The sequence below is a fragment of the Microbispora bryophytorum genome (assembly GCF_006874465.1).
Classification (GTDB): Bacteria; Actinomycetota; Actinomycetes; order Streptosporangiales; family Streptosporangiaceae; genus Microbispora; species Microbispora bryophytorum.
In genome coordinates this window covers 80,903-99,607 of sequence record NZ_VIRL01000018.1, presented here as the reverse complement: position 1 = coordinate 99,607, position 18,705 = coordinate 80,903, and the positions used below count along the sequence as shown (strand labels likewise).

Here is an 18,705-nt window from a genome sequence, read left to right as displayed (position 1 = left end):
CAGCACCGACACCCCCGCCAACGCCTGGCGCAACCCGCAACACCGACACCCCCGCCTACGACGCGTCGTCAAGAGGGCGAACGTGGCCTGACGCGGCATCTAGTGCCGTGACCGCCGCGGTTGCCTGGACGGAGCGGTGTCCAGAGTGGTGAGAGTGGCGCATCGAAGGCGGAGGAGGAACTCGTAGCGGAGCTACGAGCGACGGCGACTCCGGGCCCCGCGGCTTTCCGAGCTTGCGAGGAATCCGCGGGCGGGGGGAGCGACACCGAAGCGAAGTCCGCTTCTGGGCGACGCGACGGGGCAAAGATCCGCGATCTCAGGACACTAGCCGAGCCCGAGCATGATGCCGGACATGGGGCAAAGATCGGCGGTCTCAGGACACTAGCCGAGCCCGAGCATGATGCCGGTCATGGGGCGAAGATCGGCGGTCTCAGGACACTAATCGAGCCAGAGCACGATGCCGGTCATGCCGTTGAGCACGGCCGCGGCACCCGCCCGGACCGCACGGGCGGCGCGCTCGGGGGTGAAGCTGCCGGGATCGTACGCCGAGGACATGCCGAGGCCCTCGCCGCGAAACGACGCACCGGTCCAGTCGGCGGCGGTGACGTTCTCCGTGGGCTCGGCCAGCTCCGCACCGACCACGAGGAACTGCTGGTCCAGGTGGTTGGGGGTGACCAGGGCCAGGGGGTCGACGAGGGCGTCGCCGGCGCTGACGATGAGGTCGGGCCTCATGCCGAGCGCCCTGCCGATGGTCGGCACGAACTGGTCGGACCGCGTGGCCGTGAGGGTCCTGAGGCTGACGCGCTCCTCCTCGGCCCACGCCGTCACCGCGCTCACCAGCGTCGTCGTCTGGGGGTCGTCCCCCGCGGTGAGCAGCACCACGCGGTAGCCCTCCGGCGGGCGGACCCCGTTCCAGGAGCCGGACCGGGGCGTGATCGTCGCCTCCGGGGCCGGTGACACGGCCGGGAAGAATCCCGGACCGAGGGTGCCGACGGCGGTGGGCTTCGCGTGCGGCCGGGACCAGTCGTCGCCGGAGCCGCATCCGCCGGCCAGCAGGGCGGTCGCGACTGCCCCGGCCAGTGTGCAGGCAGGCAGAAGCCGAGAGCGCATGGGGATCGTCCTTCGAGGTGCCGGGAAGTGCGCCTACTTCCTACCGCATGATCTGCGGCCTCCGGCGCCCCAGGCCGTCGCCGCCGGACGTGGTTCCTCGACGGTTCTCGTACGAGACACCGCTCGTTCATCCCAGTCGAGCAGATTTCGTACGCCATAGCCAAAAGGAGTCATATGTCCCCCGCCGCTCGGCGTCGTATCCGTGCTGTCATCGCCGCCGCAGCCGTGGCCGTCCTGTTCAGCGCCCTGTCCACCCTCCTGGGGGCCCTGCCCGCCCTCGCTCACGGGTTCACCTCGACGGTCTACGCCAGCCTCGTCTCGCCGCAGGCCGGGCACGTCCGCACCGAGCTCCAGCTGGAGTACGACCTGCTCGTCGTCTCCGCGGCCGACTACGAGAAGGACGACCCGCTCTTCAAAGCGGGCACCGCGGCGTTCGAGGCCGGTGACGCGGCACAGCAGGCCGCCGCGCTGGACGCCCACGCCGACTCGGTCGTCGCGTACGTCACCGAACGCTTCCGCGTCACCGCCGGGGGCCAGGCGTGCACCCCGGTCAGGGACGGCGGCTTCACGATCGGGCCACGCGAGGGCGTCCCGTACGCGCGGCTGACCCTCGACTACCGGTGCCCGGGGGCTGCCGAAGCCCACGAGGTGCGCAGCGCGCTGTTCGCCGGCTCCGAGGGGTACGTGCGCGACAGCAAGACGATCGTCACCTACGACCTCGACCTGAAGACCGGAAGCACCGCCCTCGACGCTCAGCATCGGTCGTTCTCCACGCACCAGTCCTGGTTCGAGCGGTTCTGGGAGTTCTTCCGGCTCGGAGCCGAGCACCTGCTCGGCGGGCTCGACCACATCCTGTTCCTGCTGGCGCTCATCGCGGGGTCGCGCCGCCTGCGTGAGATCGTGCTGGCGGCGTCGACCTTCACGCTGGCCCACTCGGTGACGTTCGTCCTCGCCGCCCTCGGCCTCGTCGAGGTGCCCGCGTCGTTCGTCGAGCCCGTCATCGCCCTGTCGATCGCGGTCGTCGCGGGCTGGCATCTGTGGCGCATCTGGCGACGTCGCTCGCACGCCACAGATCTCGAAACGGCCGGTCACGGTCACCTGAGCCTGGACCGCGCCGGCTGGACGCGGCTCGCGGTGGTCTTCTGCTTCGGCCTCGTGCACGGACTCGGCTTCGCCTCGGCGCTGGGGATCGACCAGGCCTGGTCGTGGACGCTCCTGTGGTCGCTGCTCGTCTTCAACGTGGGCATCGAGGTCGTCCAGTTGACGATCATCGTCGCGGTCTTCCCGCTGCTCGCCCTGCTGCGTCACCGCCGGTCGATCGCGGGGCTGTGGACGACCGGGGCGATCGCGGCGGGTGTGTCCGCGATGGGCCTGGTGTGGTTCGTGCAGAGAGTGCTCGGGCTCTGAGATCACCTCACACTTCCGGCAAGCGCAACGGTCCGCCTGCCTCGCGTTCATCTCCCTGACACCGAATGCCGAAAGCGTGCAGAACGCTCCAATAACCCCCAAATGGATGGAAAGCCATGAAGCTCGACAAGGGGACTCAGGGCCCCGGGCTCGTCCTGCGCCGGGTGGCCATGAGCGCCACCGCGGCGGCCCTCAGCGCCGGCGCCGTGTTCGGCGGCGGCCTGGCGACCGCGGCCCACGCCGACAGCGCGACGCTCACCGGCGTCGTCCTCGGTGTGGGCGCCGACGAGACGCAGCGTGTCCTGTCGTGGTACTCCTCGGCGGGCACCGCGCAGGTGGTGCAGGTCGCGCCGGCCAAGAAGCTCGTGCACGGCGACTTCCCGAAGGACTCCGTCACCTTCCCCGCCACCGTGACGGCGAACACCGTCAACGGCGGCTACAACGCGCACGCCACGATCGACGGCCTGAAGCAGAACACCGAGTACTCCTACCGCGTCGGCGCCGAGGGCGACTGGTCCCCGACGTACTCCTTCACGACCCAGAACTTCAAGGGCAACGACCTCGACTTCCTGTTCTTCGGCGACCCGCAGATCGGCTCGTCCGGCGACGTGGCGAAGGACGGCGCCGGGTGGGCGGACACCCTGAACGTCGCCCTCGCCGCCAACCCGAAGGCCGAGCTGCTGGTGTCCGGCGGCGACCAGATCGAGAGCGCCAACAACGAGACGCAGTGGAACGCGTTCCTCGCGTCCGACAAGCTGCGCCAGTACCCGTGGGCCGCCACCATCGGCAACCACGACGTCGGCGGCAAGGCGTACGAGCAGCACTTCTGGACGCCGAACACCGACCGCTCCACGCCGTACTACAACGGCGACGCGGCCACCCGGTCGGGCGGCGACTACTGGTTCACGTACAAGAACATCCTGTTCATCGACCTCAACAGCAACGCGTACGCCAACGGGTCCGACGCCGCGCACATCAACTACGTCACCGACGTCGTCAACAAGCACGGCCGCGACGCCAAGCACACCGTGCTGATCTACCACCACTCGATCTACTCGCCGGCCAGCCACGCGAACGACGGCGACAACCAGGTGCGCCGCCAGGACTTCCCGACGGCCTTCTCGAATCTCGGCGTCGACCTGGTCCTTCAGGGTCACGACCACAGCTACTCCCGCAGCTACGTGATCAAGAACGGCCAGAAGGCGAACAAGGACGAGCAGCCCGGCGCCACCGAGGTGTTCAAGGGCCCGGGCGGCGTCATCTACGTGACGGCCAACTCCGCGTCGGGTTCGAAGTACTACAACCTCACCGCTCCCAACACGACCAAGGACCCGAACTACGGTCCCGACCCGCTGAACCCCAAGAACCACTGGGCCAACTCGGTCGAGAACCAGGAGCACGTCCGCACGTACGTGCGCGTCCAGGTGCGCGGCGACAAGCTCGTCGTCCAGAACATCCGCAGCGGCACCTGCGCCGCCCCCAACGCCGCGGTGGAGCTGGGCCAGGAGGACTGGTGCGGCCCGGACAGCGGGGCGAGCGCCGCTCAGCCGGTCGGCTCCCTCGTCGACCAGGTCGTGATCCACACGAACGAAGGCGGGCCCGGCAAGCCCGGCGAGCCCGGTGGACCCGGTAAGCCCGGCGGACCTGGCAAGCCTGGCGAGCCCGGCAAGCCCGGCGGACCCGGCAAGCCCGAGTCCGACTGGCTCCAGTAGACGACCGAGGGCGAGTGGGGCCGTCGCGATCAGCCGATCCGGCCCCACTCTCCCCCGAAACCACCCGAGGATCATGCAGATGCACCCGCCGAGACCCCGTACGGCAGCCGCAGCCGGCTCCCTCACCCGCGCCGTCGTCGTGGCGCTGCTCGCCGCGTTCGGCCTGTGCGGAGCGGCGACGGCCCCCGCCGCCGCGGCGGACGGCGAGGTCTCCTGGACGGTCGCGACGGCGCCCGGCGACTTCGGGTCCGACCGGCCGAACTACAGCTACACGCTGGACCCGGGCGGGCGGATCGAGGACGGTCTCGTGGTCGCCAACCACGGCACGACGCCGCTCCGCCTGAGCGTCTACGCCGCGGACGCGTTCACCACCGAGCAGGGCCGGCTCGACCTGCGCGGCCAGGAGGCGAAGCCGGCCGCGGTGGGCGCCTGGGTCCACCCGGACCGGTCCGACGTGACGGTCCAGCCCGGCGAGTCGGCCGAGGTGCCGTTCACGGTCGCGCTTCCCGGCGACGCCGCGCCCGGCGAGTACATGGGCGGCATCGTCACCTCGCCGGCCCCGTCCGGCGCGCCGGACGACGGACGGCGTCTCGGCATCCGGATCCGCCTGCGCGTGGGCGGAGAGCTGAAGCCGAGCCTGTCGGTGGAGGACCTGCGGGTGCGCTATTCCGGCACGCCCAATCCTCTCGGAACGGGCGAGGCCACCGTCACCTACACGGTCCGCAACGACGGCGACAGCATTCTCAGCGCTCGTCAGGCTGTGGCCCTGTCCGGACCGTTCGGACACTGGGACGCCCGCGCGGGACACATCGACGACTCGCCCCCGCTGCTGCCGGGCGACACCTGGAAGGTCTCCGTACCGGTGCGCGGAGTGACTCCCGCGCTGAGACTGACGGGAACGGTCACGCTCGTCCCGCTGCTCACCGACGCGGCGGGCTCGGTCGCCCCGCTCGCCGCCGTCGACGGCACTGCGCACGCGTGGATCCTCCCCTGGGCGCCGCTGCTTGTCCTCGTCGTCCTCTGCGGGCTCCTCGTCGCGGCTCTGGCCTCCCGGCGCCGCCGGTGATGTCACGCGCTCCCGGAACCGCACGTCGTCTTCGACGCCAGGCCGGTGTGTTCGGCGGCGAAGGCCAGGATGTCCGCGGTCAGGGCCCGTTCCTTGCTCGCGGGCGAGGCGGCGTGGGCGGTGCCGGGTTCCCGGCGCATGAGGATCGGACGGTCACCGGCGGTGGCGTGCTGGAGTGCCGCGCACATCTTGGTGACATGGGCCTGTCCGGTCTGCAGGTCGGTCACCGCGCCGGTGAACAGGAAGGCGGGATAGGGGGTCCCGGGCGTGACGTTGTGGTACGGGGAGTACGTCAGCAGCCACCGGAGTTGTTCGGGCCGGCAGGCGCTGCCGAATTCGTCGGTCCACGTGCATCCCAGGCCGAATCGTTCGTAACGCACCATGTCGCACAGCGGGCCTTCGGCGACGACCGCGGCGTACAGGTCCGGTCGCCGTACGGCGGCGGCGACGACCAGGAGCCCGCCGGCTGACTGGCCGTAAATCGCGAGTTGGTCGCGGGTGGTCGTGCCGGTCTCGACGAGCCAGGCCGCGGCGTCGTTGAAGTCGCTGATCGCGCGGTGTTTGTTCGGCCCGCGGCCGGCGTCGTGCCAGTGCTGCCCTTCCTCGCCGCCTCCGCGTACGCAGGCGACCGCGTAGGTGCCGCCGGCGCCGACCCACGCGGCCGCCAGGGGGAAGAACCAGGGGCGCATCGGCATGCCGAAACTGCCGTAGCCGTACAGGAGGGTGGGGCGCGGCCCCCGGTGCTCCTCGTCCGGAGTGAACAGGAACAGCGTGATCTCGGTGCCGTCACCGGCGCGACAGCGGACGGCGCGGCTGCGGATCCGCGGAGCGTGCCCCGCTGTGGCGGCGCCGGCTTCCCGCTCCATCGTGCCGAGCGCCGCGTCGTAGCGGTAGACGGTGGGAGGGGTGGTCGCGTCGCAGTAGCTGAACCAGGCCTGGTGCCCGTGCGGGACGCTCGCGCGCAGGCAGGACACGACGCCCGCGCCGGGAAGGGGCAGCGCGGTGAGCAGGCGGCCGTCGGCCAGGTCGTGCAGCGTCAGGGCGGAGGTGCCGTGGCGGGCGCGTGCCACCAGCAGGAGGGGCCGCGCAAGCGCCGGGCCGTCCAGGACCAGGCACTCGTCCAGAGGAGCCTGAGGATCTTCGGCGATCAGCGTGCGCCAGGCGGCCGGGCCGGCATCGTGCCGGTCCGCCACGCAGACGCGGCCGCACGGGGCCTCGTGGTCGGTGACGAGCAGCAGGGCGCCGTCCGCGAGGAAGCGCGGCAGGACGCGGGCGCCGACTGCCGCCCCGTCCACGACCTTGACGAAGCGCGGGGCTTCCGGATCGACGAGCTCTGCCACGTACACGTCGTTCTGCGCGGTGGGCCCGGCCACGGCGGTGACGGCGAGACGACGGCCGTCCGCGCCGACGGTGAGCCCGTAGTAGTGGTCCGGGGCGTCCTCGCCGCCGAACACCACGGTGTCGTCCTGCCAGGGCGTGCCGATCCGGTGCAACCGCACCCGCCGGTGCAGCCGCATGTCGTCCGGGGCCAGTTCCTCGCCGGGGACCCGGCTGACGTAGTAGAACGCGTCTCCTCCGGGCAGCCAGGCGACCGAGGTGTTGCGGGCGCGCGGCAGCGGCCCGTCCACCACCTCGCCGGTACGCGCGTCGAGCACCACGATGTCGCTGCCGGGCTGCTCGGCGACCTCCATCTGGACGGCCACGCGTCCGCCCTCGCGCGACGGCCACCAGGCGTAGAGCCCCGTGTGCCCGGACGGATCGATCTCCATCGGATCGACCAGCACCCGCCTGTCGCCCTCGGCGTTGACGACGATCAGGCGCCGCTGCTCGTCCCCGCGGAGTTGCTCGGCGAGGAACATGAGCGAGCCCCGCACCGTCGGCGGCTCCGGCACACCGAAGGAGGACACCTGGTCGACCGAAGACGCCCAGAATTCCTTCTCACGCCATTGTTCGCGGCAGGCGAGGAAGAGGCGATCCTGGGCCGCGGCCCAGTCCCGCACGCGCGCGTCATCGCTGTCTTCCAACCATCGATAAGGATCGGAAACCGGGAATCCGAACAGATCCTCCACCACATCGCCGCGCCAGGCGGCAGGGTAGAACAATCGCGGCATGAAGGTCCCCCGCCTCCGATAGGTGCGCCGTAACGGGTCGAGGCACTGCGGCCCGCATGCGCCGCAGCACCTCGATTCACTCGGCTACGACTCGCCGCGGAGAATGTCCGCCTGCCAGCCGCGTACGCCGCCGACGCGGGCAGCGGGAGTGGAATCGCGATACGGCAGGTATCCAGTCATATCAGCCTCCTGGATCCGTTCGGCTCACCCATTATGGGCGATTACGAGGCGAACCGTCCCCGCGCCCGGGATCGATAAACTCGGGCGCCGCCTCCGGCTCCTCGACCGACCGTGCGGCGAAAAGCCGTCAATCACACTCCCGTTAAATTCACCGAAAGAAACGACGGCGTACGGGAATGCCACTGGAGATCAATCTCCTACGACGGCAGTTCGGAGTCTTCCGCGGTAGATCCCGGGCTGACGGGCGTGGGACGCGGCCGGATCGGCAGCACCGGCGCCGCGAACCGCGGTCCCCGGCCGGAGCCCCGGGCGGGCGGGTGAAAGGCTGGACGGGTCCATCGCCGGCGGAACGGGGCCATCACCATGGGGGACATCGGCGCGAGGAGCCAGCACAGCGGGACCGAGGACCTCGACCAGGCGGCTGCCACGTTCGAGAGCGTGCGGCCGCGCCTGTTCGGAATCGCGTACCGGATCCTGAGCAGTTCCACCGAAGCGGAAGACCTGTTACAGGACGTCTGGCTGCGCTGGCAGGCATACGACCGCGGCATCGTGGCCGACCCGGGGGCGTTCCTGGCGACGGTGACCACGCGCCTGGCCATCAACGCCCTCCAGTCCGCGCGGGTCCGCCGCGAGACGTACGTCGGCCCGTGGCTTCCCGAACCCGTCGACACCGGTAACGACCCTCACCTCGGCGCCGAGCGAGGCGAGGCCCTCAGCTTCGCGGTCCTGCTCCTGCTGGAGAAGCTCTCGCCCACCGAACGCGCGGCCTACGTGCTGCGGGAAGCGTTCGACTATCCCTACCGGGAGATCGCCGAGATCATCGAGGCGAGCGAGGTCGCGGTGCGGCAGCTCGTCAGCAGGGCACGCAGGCACATCGCCTCCGAGCGCCGGGCACCGGTGAACCGGGCCCACCAGCGCAGACTGCTCACCGCCTTCGTCGCCGCCGCCCGCTCGGGCGACCTTGCCGCGCTGGAAGAGCTCCTCGCCGCGGACGTCATCAGTTACTCCGACGGCGGCGGCGCCGTACGAGCCTCGCGCATCCCCGTGTTCGGCGCGTTCCGGGTCGCGAAATACGTCAGAGCGTTCGCGGACCGGTTCTGGGCCGGGGTCGAGGTGGACTGGGCCGACGTGAACGGGCAGGCGGCCGCTCTGCTGCGCCACGACGGCGAGCTGTTCGCGGTCCTCACCGTCAACGCCTCCGACGACGGCATCGACCAGGTGCTGTGGATGATGAACCCCGCCAAGATCGCCGCACTGTCCGCCGCGGGCTGACGCCGTCGCGCGCCGGGTGGCGGCCGGCCCGCATGAAGCCGGCTCCCTCCCTCAGACGGGGAACTCGACCTGGGCGAGCCGCTCGGAGACGGTCCACAGCCGGGCCGCGTCGCGCTCGGGCCGGACGGATTTGTAGAGGGACAACTCCGTCGGCCCACCGGTGAACTGGCCGATGCCGTCGGGGCCGTAGAAACGGCCGCCCTGCGCCTGTGGGCTGGTGGCCGCGTACAGGGCCGGCCGCAGCCCGGCGTCGACCGTCTGCACGAACAGACCCCACCGGAGGAGCAGCTTCATGATCCGCTCGTAGGGTGCGGAGCGGGTGCGCCCCATGTTCGGGCCGGACGCGTAGAGATTGGTCAGGGTCGTGCCGGGATGTGCGACGGTGCTGACGACGCCCCATCCGCCGGCCTTGCTGCGCCGGTCCAGTTCGAGCCCGAAGAGCAGGTTGGCCAGCTTCGACTGACCGTACGAGCGGACCGGCGAATACTTCCGTTCGCTCTGCAGGTCGTCCCAGTCGATCGCGGCGGAGCGGGCGGCGCTGCTGGACATCGTGGTGACTCGCGCCCCTCTGAGGCGCAGCAGCGGCAGGAGTCGTGCCACCAGCGCCACGTGGCCGATGTGGTTGGTGCCGAACTGCAGCTCCAGGCCGTCCGTGGTGGTCTGCCGGGTGGCGGGGGCCATCACGCCCGCGTTGTTGATCAGGATGTCGATCGGGCGGGCCTCGTGTCGAAGGGTGGCGGCGAGCGCCGCGATCGATTCCAGCGAGGCCAGGTCGAGCTCACGGGTGGAGACGGCGGCCTCCGGCACCGCCGCAAGGATCTTCTGGACGGCGGCGGCTCCCTTGGCGGGATTGCGGACCGGCAGCACGACCTCGGCCCCGGCCCCGGCCAGGCGGATCGCCAAGCCGAGACCGAGCCCGTCACTGCCGCCCGTCACCACGGCCAGCTTGCCGGTCAGATCGGGCACGTTTTCGGCATCCACAGCAAACCTCCTGGTCAACAGAGAGTTTCGGTCTGCCGACAAGACAGGACAGGGTCCCCGTCTGTGACACGCACGGGCCGCCGATCATCGACTGGAGGTCACGGAGCGCTCCGGTTGCCGCCCGCTTTCACTGCCGTCGCACCAGGCACCGCTTTCCCATACTTCGCATAACATCACCCTCTTGGGCAAATACAGACAGTATCTAGGCATTTACCCAGAGTTGTGATGACATGGTGGCCGACCGCCCGGCCCTGCGCCGGGCGCGCCAGGTGGACCCCGGCCGGGACAGCAAGCCGACGGCGAAATGCCGAGACGTAGTGGACCTGAGCAGGAAGGGCGACATGAGCGCGGACGACCCGACAGCGGACCCGACAGCGGAACAGGCATGGCCGGAGCACGCGGCGGCGGTGGTGGGCGTGGGATGCCGACTGCCTGGTGGGATCGTGAATCTGGACGGGCTGTGGCAGGCGTTGCGGCAGGGCGCCGATCTGGTCGGCCGGATCCCGCCGAGCAGGTTCGACGCCGATCGGTTCGTCGACGACACCATGCCGAGGCCGAACAGGAGCTACACCCGGGCCGGAGGCTTCCTCGACGAGGACGTCACCGCGTTCGACGCCGCCTACTTCGGCATCTCCCCCAAAGAGGCCGCCTCGATGGACCCGCAGCAGCGGTTGCTCCTGGAGATGGCGGTCGAGGCCCTGGACGACGCGGGCATCGATCCGGCGGTGCTGGCGGGCACGGACACCGGGGTGTTCATCGGCATCTCCGATCCGGCCTACGGCACGATGCAGGCGTTGGAGCCTGGGGCCCTGGGGCCGTACTCGATGTCGGGGGGAACCCTGTCCATCGCGGCCAACCGGCTGTCGCACTTCTTCGACCTGCGCGGGCCGAGCATGAGCATCGACACGGCGTGCTCCTCCGCGTTGACGGCCGTGGAGCGGGCCTGGCGGTCCCTCGCGGAGGGATCCAGCCGGGTGGCGCTGGCCGGCGGCGTCAACCTGCTGCTCAGCCCCGGCCCCTTCATCGGTTTCAGCCAGGCGTCGATGCTGTCGCCGACCGGCCGGTGCCGGGCGTTCTCCGCCGACGCCGACGGGTTCGTACGCGCGGAGGGCGGCGGTGTGGTGGTGCTCAAGCGCCTGGCCGACGCGATCGCGGACGGCGACCGTGTTCACGGCGTCATCGTCGGCGCCGCCACCAACAACGACGGCCACACCATGGGGCTGGCGTTGCCGAACGCCGAAGCGCAGGAAGCCCTGTTACGGCAGGTGTACGCCACGGCGGGCATCAGCCCCGACGAGATCGTGTACGTGGAGGCGCACGGCACCGGCACCCAGGCTGGGGATCCGGCCGAATGCCAGGCGCTGGGGCGGGCGCTGGGCAGCCGGCGTACACGCGGAGTCCTGCCCATCGGCTCGGTGAAGTCCAACCTGGGGCACCTGGAGCCCGCCTCCGGCATGCCGGGACTGTTCAAGGCCCTGCTGGTGCTCCGGCACCGGATGATCCCGCCCTCGTTGCACGCCGCCACGCTCAACCCTCGCATCGACTTCGACGCCCTGGGGCTGAGCGTCACCGTCGAGCCGCGACCGCTGGACGAGGCAGGCGAGCGGCCCGTGGCCGGAGTCAACTCCTTCGGCTTCGGCGGCGCCAACGCTCACGTGGCGTTGGCCGCACCACCCCTCCCCCAGGCGATGACGCCCCCGCCCGCCCGGACAGTGCCCGTCGTCGTGTCCGCGCGCAGCCGGACCGCGCTCCAGCAGGCCGTGGAACGAACGGCCGCGCACCTGGCGTCCCTCGACGAACGGGATTTCTACGACGTGGCCTACACCGCGGCCCGCCGGCGTGGCGTCCACCGGCACCGCGCCGTGGTCCTCGCCGATTCCGCCGCCGCGGCGGCTCGGGCGCTGACGAACCCGGCGGACGCGACGGTGGCGGAAACAGTGGCGGAGGCGGAGGCGGTGGAGCACGGACGGATGGCGTTCGTGTTCTCCGGCAACGGTTCGCAGTGGGCCGGGATGGGCGCCGACCTGCTGTCCGACCAGACCTTCCGCTCGGCCGTGGAAGCGGTCGACGCCGAATTGTCCGCTCGGCTCGGCTGGTCGGTGCTCGAGGAGCTGTCCCTGCCCGCCGACCAGTCACGGCTGTCGGCGACCGAAGTGGCGCAGCCGTTGCTGTTCGCCGTCCAGGTCGGCCTGGTCGAGATGCTCAAGGCCGCGGGCGTACGGCCGGGAGTGGTGCTCGGCCACAGCGTGGGCGAGGTCGCCGCCGCCTACACCGCCGGCGCCCTGTCACTGGCCCAGGCGGCGCGGGTGATCGCCGAGCGCGGCATGGCGCAGTCGGCCACCCGGGGGCAGGGCCGGATGGCCGCGCTCGGGCTGCCCGAGGCCGCGGCCAGGCAGATCCTGGCCGGCTATCCGCAACTGGAGATCGCGGCGGTCAACTCCGACCGCGACGTCACGATCGCCGGACCGGACGGATCGCTGAAGTCACTGTGCGAGGACCTCTCCTCGCGCGAGACCTTCTTCCGGGAGCTGGACCTGGACTACGCCTTCCACAGCGGCGCCATGGATCCGGTGCGGCAGCCCCTGGCGGAGGGACTCGCCGGGCTGCGGCCCTGCCCGGCGCACATCCCTCTGGTGTCCACGGTGACAGGCGACCTGATCCGGGGTTCGGAGCTGGACGCGGCGTACTGGTGGCGGAACGTCCGGGAACCGGTCCGGTTCGCGGCGGCGGTCGAGCGGGTGCTCGGCGACGGCTTCGACGTGCTGCTGGAGATCGGCCCGCATCCGGTGCTGCGCTCGTACCTGCGTCGCATCAGCGGCACGGCGCGGGTACGCACGGCCGTCGTGACCACCCTGCGCCGCGACGAGCCGGGCCCGGCGCTCGTCCGCCGCGCGGTCGCCGAACTCGTCGCGGCCGGTGCGCGGCTCGACTGGGACCGGTACTTTCCCCGCCCCGGCGCGGTGCGGTCGCTGCCGGCCTATCCCTGGCAGCGCGAGCGGCACTGGATCGGCGGCCCGCACACCTGGGTGCAGACCAACATCGACACGACGATCCGGCACCCGCTGCTGGGACAGCGGATGCCGGTGCTGGACCCCACCTGGCAGGGGGAGATCGACCGGGTGCGGGTGCCCTGGGTGGCCGACCACCGGGCCGGCGGCGCCGCCGTCATGCCGGCCACCGGATACGTGGAGATGGCCATCGCCGCCGCCCGGCTGACCATGCCGGACGCCGCCGAGGCGGTGGAGGTGGACAGGGTCGACATCAGCCGGGCCATGGTGGTGCCCTCACAGGCCGCCGCCGCTCCGGTGTACGCGCAGACGTCGCTCCACGCCGAGACCGGGGTGGTCACCGTGGCCAGCGCCGACCGGCAGGCGGAGCAGCCCCGCGAGCACTTCCGGGCCCGGGTGCGGCCCCTGCTGCGCCGGATCCCGCCGCCGCTGGACGTGGCCGCGCTGCGCGCTCGCATCCGCACGCCTGTGGACGTGCCCGGCTACTACGCGCGGGCCGCCGAAGGGCACATGGTGTGGGGGCCGGAGTTCCAGGTCCTGACCGAGCTGTGGGCGGGCGAGGGAGAGGTGCTGGGCGCCTACTCGTGCCCGGAGCAGGGGCAGGGGCGCTACCAGATGCATCCGGTGGTGCTGGACAGCGCGCTGCAGGCCGGCGTGCTGTGGCTGGTGGAGTCGCTGCGATCGGGCCGCGGCTACATGCCCGCCGCCATCGGCTCCGTCCGCCTGTGGGGAACGCCCCCGGCGCAGGGGCTGGTGCACGTGCGGGAACGTTCCAGCAGTGCCGAGGAGGTCTGCTGGGACATCGTGGTCGCCGGCCACGACGGCCGGATCGCCGCCGAAGTGGAGGGCTGCCGGCTACGCCGGATGCCCGGCGTCCACATCACCCCGGTCACCCGTTACGAGGTGGCGCTGCGGGCCGCACCCCGGGCCGGCGCGCCCGCCGCGCCGTGGCCGGCCCCCCGCCCCGGGCAGATCCTGTCCGGCGCGGCCGAGCGGATCGACCGACTGCGTTCGACGTGGCACGAGCTGGACTACCCGCGGTACGCGGCACGGCTCGAAGAGGTCTTCGCTCACACGCTGGCCGGCGCGCTCGGCGAGCTGACCGCCGAGCGGCCAAGCGACATCGAGGAACTGATCGAAGCGTGCCCGGGGGCGCACCACCGGCGGATGCTCCGCGCGGCCCTGCCCCTGCTGGAACAGCACGGGCTGCTGGAGCGCCTGAAGCCGCCAAGTCCAGACTCGCGCGAGCTACACAGTGATCCCCACCGTGATCCCCACCGGGACCTCCTCGCCCGGGGAGCCGCCTTCGCCGCGCAGAGCGCCCTGTCCGTACGGGTCGGCCGGTGCCTGCCCGAACTGCTCTCAGGCCGGCGGGCCGGCTCCGACGTCCTGGATTCCGGCGGCGGTCATGAGCTGATGGAGCAGTTCCACGACGTCGGGCCGGTCAACCTGTTCACCAACCGGATCGCCCGGGCACTCGTCGAGCAGATCGTGAGGAGATGGCCGGCCGACCGGCCGCTGCGTGTCCTGGAAGCCGGTGCGGGGACGGGCGGCACCACCGCCATGCTGCTGCCCGTCCTGCCCGCCGACCGCACCCGATACCTGGTCACCGACCTCGCCGAGGCGGCGCTGACCCGGCTGCGGCAGCGCTTCGCCGGCTTCGACTTCGTCGACTACGCCGTCCTCGACCTGGACGCGAATCCGGTCGGGCAGGGACTGACCGCGGGCGGATTCGATCTCGTGATCGCGGCGAACAGCCTGCACCTGGCCCGTGACCTGCCCGCTGCGCTGCGCCATCTGTCCACCCTTCTGGTTCCCGGCGGCCACCTGCTCATCGCCGAGCCTCACCGGGTGGGGACCCTGCTGCCGTTCCTCGGCATGCAGGAGGAGTTCTGGAACTTCACCGACCGGCACCTGCGCCCGGCCTCGCCGCTGCTGTCGCGGGAGCAATGGCCGGAGGTGCTGGCGGAGGCCGGCTACACGGAGGTCGTCCAGGTCGGCGACGACGACGCACTCGCAGCCGGCGACTTCTCGGTGCTGCTGGCCGCCGCTCCCGCCACCGCTCCGGCTCCGGCCCCCGCGCACCCCTTGCCGGACGCCGACGGCACGTGGATCCTCGCCGGTGAGGACGGCACCGACGCGCTGACCACCGAGCTGGGGGCTCTGCTGGGAACCCGCGGCGGCGACGTGCTCCACTCGCCGCTCAGCGACGATCCCGACCACTGGATCGATCACTTCCCGCCCACCGCCCAGACGATCACCATCGCGATCGTCCTGGGCGGAGCGGACGACACGGATCCGGAGGCGGCCGTCGAGCGGATCACCCGGCGGGCCGCGGCGCTGCGGGCCGTCGCGCTGGCCTGCGAGCAACTGCCCGAGCACGTCGCGACCACGTTGTGGCTGGTGGCCCGCCCCTGCGCCGCGCTGCCGGAACCCCACGTCGCCGACGTCCGGCTCCACCCCGAGGACGCGGCGACCTGGGGGACGACGCGTTCGCTGGGCAACGAGCAGCCACGGCCGGTGATACGCAGGCTCTGCCTGCACCCCACCGGTGACACCGCGCAGGACGCCGGCCGCCTGGCGGCGGAACTGCTCGACCCGGGCGAGGAGGACGAGATCCTGCTCACCCGTGGGGGACGTTTCGTGCCGCGGCTGATCGAGCCGGGCGAGCACACCCGCGACCTGCCCGTCGGTTCGGGCGACGCCTACCGGCTCAGGGTGTGCGATCCCGGGCTGTCGTACACGCTGGCGTGGGAGGAGATCCCGATGCCGCAGCCCGATCCTGACGAGATCGTGGTCGAGGTGCGGGCGATCGGGCTGAACTACCGCGACGTCATGCGCGCGGTGAACCTGCTGCCCGCCGAGGCCGTCGAAGCGGTCTTCGGCGGGCACGAGCTGGGCCTGGAATGCGCCGGGATCGTCACCGCCGTCGGCGCCGCCGTCACCGGGACGAAGCCCGGTGACCGGGTCATGGCCGCGGGACCCGTCGGATTCGCCAGTCACGCCAGGGTCAAGGCGTGGGCGGCCGTCGCCGTCCCCGAGGGGATGACCTTCACCGAGGCCGCCACCATGCCGATGGCGTTCTCCACCGTGCACCATTCGCTGGGGCACTGCGCACGGATCAAAGCCGGTGAGACGATCCTGGTCCACGGTGGCGCCGGTGGGGTCGGCCTGGCCGCGCTGCAGTACGCCCGGTTCCACGGAGCCCGCGTGATCGCGACCGCCGGCACCGCCGCCAAACGCGACCTGCTGCTCGCCATGGGCGCCGACCACGCCTTGGACTCGCGCAGCCTGCACTTCGCCGATCAGGTCAAGGAACTGACCGGGGGCCGGGGCGTGGACATCGTGCTCAACTCGCTGGCCGGGGAGGCCATCACCCGGGGCGTGGAATGTCTGCGGCACGGCGGCCGGTTCATCGAGCTCGGCAAGCGGGACATCTACCAGAACGGGTCCCTGCTGCTGCGGCCGTTCTCCGACAACATCGCGTTCTACGGCGTGGACGTCGGCACCCTCATGTGGAAGGCGCCCGAGCTGATGGCGGACAGCACGGCGGAGGCGGCGCCCCTCTACCGGTCCGGGGAGTTCCGGCCGCTGCCGCACACGGTGTATCCGGCCGCACGCGTCGCGGACGCCTTCGCCATGATGCGCCATTCCCGGCACATCGGAAAGGTCGTGGTGTCCTTCGATCCACGCGACGAACCCGTCGCCGTCCGGCCCCGGCCGACGGCGCCACGCCTGGATCCCGAGGGGGCCTACCTGGTCACCGGCGGCCTGGGCGGGTTCGGTGCGGCGACCGCTCGCCGCCTCGCCCGGCGGGGCGCCCGCCACCTGGCCCTGGTCGGCCGCCGGGGCGCCGAGTCGCCCGAAGCCCCCGACCTGCTTGCGGAACTGCAGAGCTCGGGGGTGGAGGTCCGCGCGTACGCGGCCGACGTGGCCGACCGCGACGCCATGTGGCGGATCCTGCAGGACCTGGACGCCGGGGGCCGCCCGCTGCGTGGCGTCGTGCACGCGGCCATGCACCTTGACGACGGGCCGCTCACCGACCTCGGCGATGACCGGATCCGGGCCGTGCTCCACCCCAAGGTCGCCGGCGCGGTGGTGCTGGACGAGCTGACCCGGGATCGGCCCCTCGACCTGTTCGTCATGTACTCCTCCCTCACCACCGTCGGCAACATCGGTCAGACGTCGTACGTCGCCGCGAACCTGTTCCTGGAGGCGCTGGCCCGGCGGCGGCGCCGGCAGGGCCTGCCGGCACTCGCGGCCTGCCTGGGCGCGCTCGCGGACACCGGGGTGCTGACCCGGGGCACACAAGGCGAGGTGCTGGCCAAGGCCGGGATCCCGCCGATGCCTGCCGGCCGGGCGCTGGACGCCGTGGAGCACATGCTCGGCGAGCAGGCCGACGTGGCCGTGGTGGGCCGCTGCGACTGGGGCCGGTTGCGGCAGGTCCTGCCCAGCCTGCAGCGTCCGTGGCTGTCCCTGGTGCTGCCGCCCGGTGCGGAACAGCAGGCGCCCGACCTGCAGGCGCTGCTGGCCGGGGCGACCTACGAGCAGGCGTACGCGTACCTCACCGAGCAGATCACCGGCTTGCTGTCCGCCGTCCTGCTCGTCCCCGCCGACCAGATCGCCGACGACCGGCGGCTGGACGAGTACGGACTGGACTCCCTCATGGCCGCCGAACTGCTGACCTCGATCCGGAACCGGTTCGGCATCGACATCCCGCCCATGGAGCTGATGCGCAGCGGCGGGACCGTCGCCGACATCGCCCGGAGCCTGCTCATCCGTCTCGGGCTGCGCGACGACCGGCAGCCCGCCGGCACGGCACAGAAGAGAGGCCTGCGTTGACCCTGCACACCCGGCTGGCCGGGGTGGCCGCCCACCTGCCCGAGACCACACTGAGCACAGCCGAGCTGGAAGACCGGCTCGCCGACCGCAATCCGGCACTGGACCTGCCCCGGGGGCTGATCCACGACCACAGCGGCGTCCGGCGCCGGCACATCGCCCCTCCCCACGAGAAGCCGTCCGACCTGGCGGCGCACGCCGCCCGCCGGGTCCTGGAGGAGTGCGACCTTCAGGCCGCCGACCTCGACCTGCTCATCTACGCGGGGGTGTCGTCCGACGCCGTCGAGCCGGCCACCGGGCACATGGTCGCCGCCAAGATCGGGGCCTGCTGCCCGGTCTTCGACGTACGCAACGCCTGCAACAGCGTGCTGAACGCCATCCAGGTGGCCGACGCGCTGATCTCCGGCGGCCGTCATCGGCGGGTCCTCATCTGCTGCGGAGAGCTGCCCACCGCCGGCACACCGTGGACCCTGTCCAGCGCCGAGGAGTACGTCACCGTCGCCGCGTCCTACACCGTCTCCGACGCCGGCGCCGCGGTGCTGCTGGAGGCCGGCGCCGAACCGGGAGTGCTCGCCCACCGGTTCTCCGCGTACTCCGCCGGGTGGCCGGCGGCGGTCTCCGCCGTGGACAACCTCACCAGCGACCCGTGGGCGGACCGGCCCACCATCGGGCCGCTCATCGTCGACGCGGCCCGGCTGGCGCGCGGCTTCGAGGAGATCGACTACGCCGTCTTCCACAAACCCCTCGCCGATCTCGGGCTGACCTGGGACGACTTCGCGGCCATCTGCGTGCACCAGGCGTCGCTGGCGACGCTGTGGTGGTTCTGCGACCAGGTGCGTATTCCGCAGGGCAAGGTCGTCGTCACCATCGCCCAGCACGGCAACCTCGTGGCGTCGACCCTGCTCGTGCAACTGGCACGGGTGGTCGGCTCGGGACGGGTGCGGCGCGGCGACCTGGTCGCCCTGGTCGGCCTGGCCAGCGGGGCCAGTGCCGGAATCGTCGTCGTGCGGTGGTGATCC

At 71.8% G+C, this 18,705-nt stretch carries 9 protein-coding genes; 6 read left to right on the top strand and 3 right to left on the bottom strand.

Features of this window, described 5'->3' with window-relative positions:
* Positions 1–438: 438 nt before the first annotated feature.
* Positions 439–1,110 (bottom strand): type 1 periplasmic-binding domain-containing protein, encoded by a 672-nt coding sequence (locus FLX07_RS27530; RefSeq protein ID WP_189105059.1) that lies wholly within the window; start codon positions 1,108–1,110, stop codon positions 439–441.
* A gap of 174 nt (positions 1,111–1,284) precedes the next feature.
* Here FLX07_RS27530 and FLX07_RS27525 point away from each other — a divergent pair, with 174 nt between their 5' ends.
* From FLX07_RS27525 to FLX07_RS27515, 3 genes are all read left to right on the top strand, one after another.
* Positions 1,285–2,517, top strand: coding sequence for a HupE/UreJ family protein (locus tag FLX07_RS27525; RefSeq protein WP_142574580.1), 1,233 nt, complete (start codon positions 1,285–1,287; stop codon positions 2,515–2,517).
* A gap of 116 nt (positions 2,518–2,633) precedes the next feature.
* Positions 2,634–4,229: a purple acid phosphatase family protein gene (locus FLX07_RS27520; RefSeq protein WP_208762418.1), complete on the top strand. Its 1,596-nt coding sequence runs from the start codon at positions 2,634–2,636 to the stop codon at positions 4,227–4,229.
* Positions 4,230–4,308: 79 nt separating this feature from the next.
* Positions 4,309–5,295 (top strand): WxL protein peptidoglycan domain-containing protein, encoded by a 987-nt coding sequence (locus tag FLX07_RS27515; RefSeq protein ID WP_167748409.1) that lies wholly within the window; start codon positions 4,309–4,311, stop codon positions 5,293–5,295.
* A gap of 2 nt (positions 5,296–5,297) precedes the next feature.
* Here the strand turns inward: FLX07_RS27515 and FLX07_RS27510 are convergent, their stop codons facing one another.
* Positions 5,298–7,406 carry a prolyl oligopeptidase family serine peptidase gene (locus FLX07_RS27510; RefSeq protein WP_142574578.1) on the bottom strand — a complete coding sequence of 703 codons (2,109 nt, stop codon included), beginning with the start codon at positions 7,404–7,406 and terminating at the stop codon, positions 5,298–5,300.
* A 543-nt stretch (positions 7,407–7,949) separates the two neighbouring features.
* Here FLX07_RS27510 and FLX07_RS27505 point away from each other — a divergent pair.
* On the top strand, positions 7,950–8,858 hold the full coding sequence (locus FLX07_RS27505; protein WP_142574577.1) for an RNA polymerase sigma-70 factor: 909 nt from the start codon (positions 7,950–7,952) through the stop codon (positions 8,856–8,858).
* Positions 8,859–8,909: 51 nt separating this feature from the next.
* Here FLX07_RS27505 and FLX07_RS27500 read toward each other — a convergent pair whose 3' ends face one another.
* Positions 8,910–9,839 carry an SDR family oxidoreductase gene (locus FLX07_RS27500; protein WP_208762417.1) on the bottom strand — a complete coding sequence of 310 codons (930 nt, stop codon included), beginning with the start codon at positions 9,837–9,839 and terminating at the stop codon, positions 8,910–8,912.
* Between the two features lie 230 nt (positions 9,840–10,069).
* Here FLX07_RS27500 and FLX07_RS27495 point away from each other — a divergent pair, with 230 nt between their 5' ends.
* Both FLX07_RS27495 and FLX07_RS27490 read left to right on the top strand, forming a co-directional pair.
* The gene (locus FLX07_RS27495) at positions 10,070–17,689 is read left to right on the top strand and encodes a type I polyketide synthase (protein ID WP_208762416.1); all 7,620 of its coding nucleotides are present in this window, start codon (positions 10,070–10,072) and stop codon (positions 17,687–17,689) included.
* Complete coding sequence (locus FLX07_RS27490) at positions 17,686–18,702, top strand: 3-oxoacyl-ACP synthase III family protein (protein WP_208762415.1); 1,017 nt, start codon at positions 17,686–17,688, stop codon at positions 18,700–18,702. The genes FLX07_RS27495 and FLX07_RS27490 overlap by 4 nt, the downstream gene beginning before the upstream one ends.
* The last annotated feature ends 3 nt before the right edge of the window (positions 18,703–18,705 follow it).

Coding starts and splice junctions, on each gene's coding strand:
- FLX07_RS27520 (WP_208762418.1), top strand. CDS start 2,634: ATGAAGCTCGACAAGGGGACTCAGGGCCCCGGGCTCGTCCTGCGCCGG.
- FLX07_RS27495 (WP_208762416.1), top strand. CDS start 10,070: ATGGTGGCCGACCGCCCGGCCCTGCGCCGGGCGCGCCAGGTGGACCCC.
- FLX07_RS27505 (WP_142574577.1), top strand. CDS start 7,950: ATGGGGGACATCGGCGCGAGGAGCCAGCACAGCGGGACCGAGGACCTC.
- FLX07_RS27525 (WP_142574580.1), top strand. CDS start 1,285: ATGTCCCCCGCCGCTCGGCGTCGTATCCGTGCTGTCATCGCCGCCGCA.
- FLX07_RS27510 (WP_142574578.1), bottom strand. CDS start 7,406: ATGCCGCGATTGTTCTACCCTGCCGCCTGGCGCGGCGATGTGGTGGAG.
- FLX07_RS27515 (WP_167748409.1), top strand. CDS start 4,309: ATGCACCCGCCGAGACCCCGTACGGCAGCCGCAGCCGGCTCCCTCACC.
- FLX07_RS27530 (WP_189105059.1), bottom strand. CDS start 1,110: ATGCGCTCTCGGCTTCTGCCTGCCTGCACACTGGCCGGGGCAGTCGCG.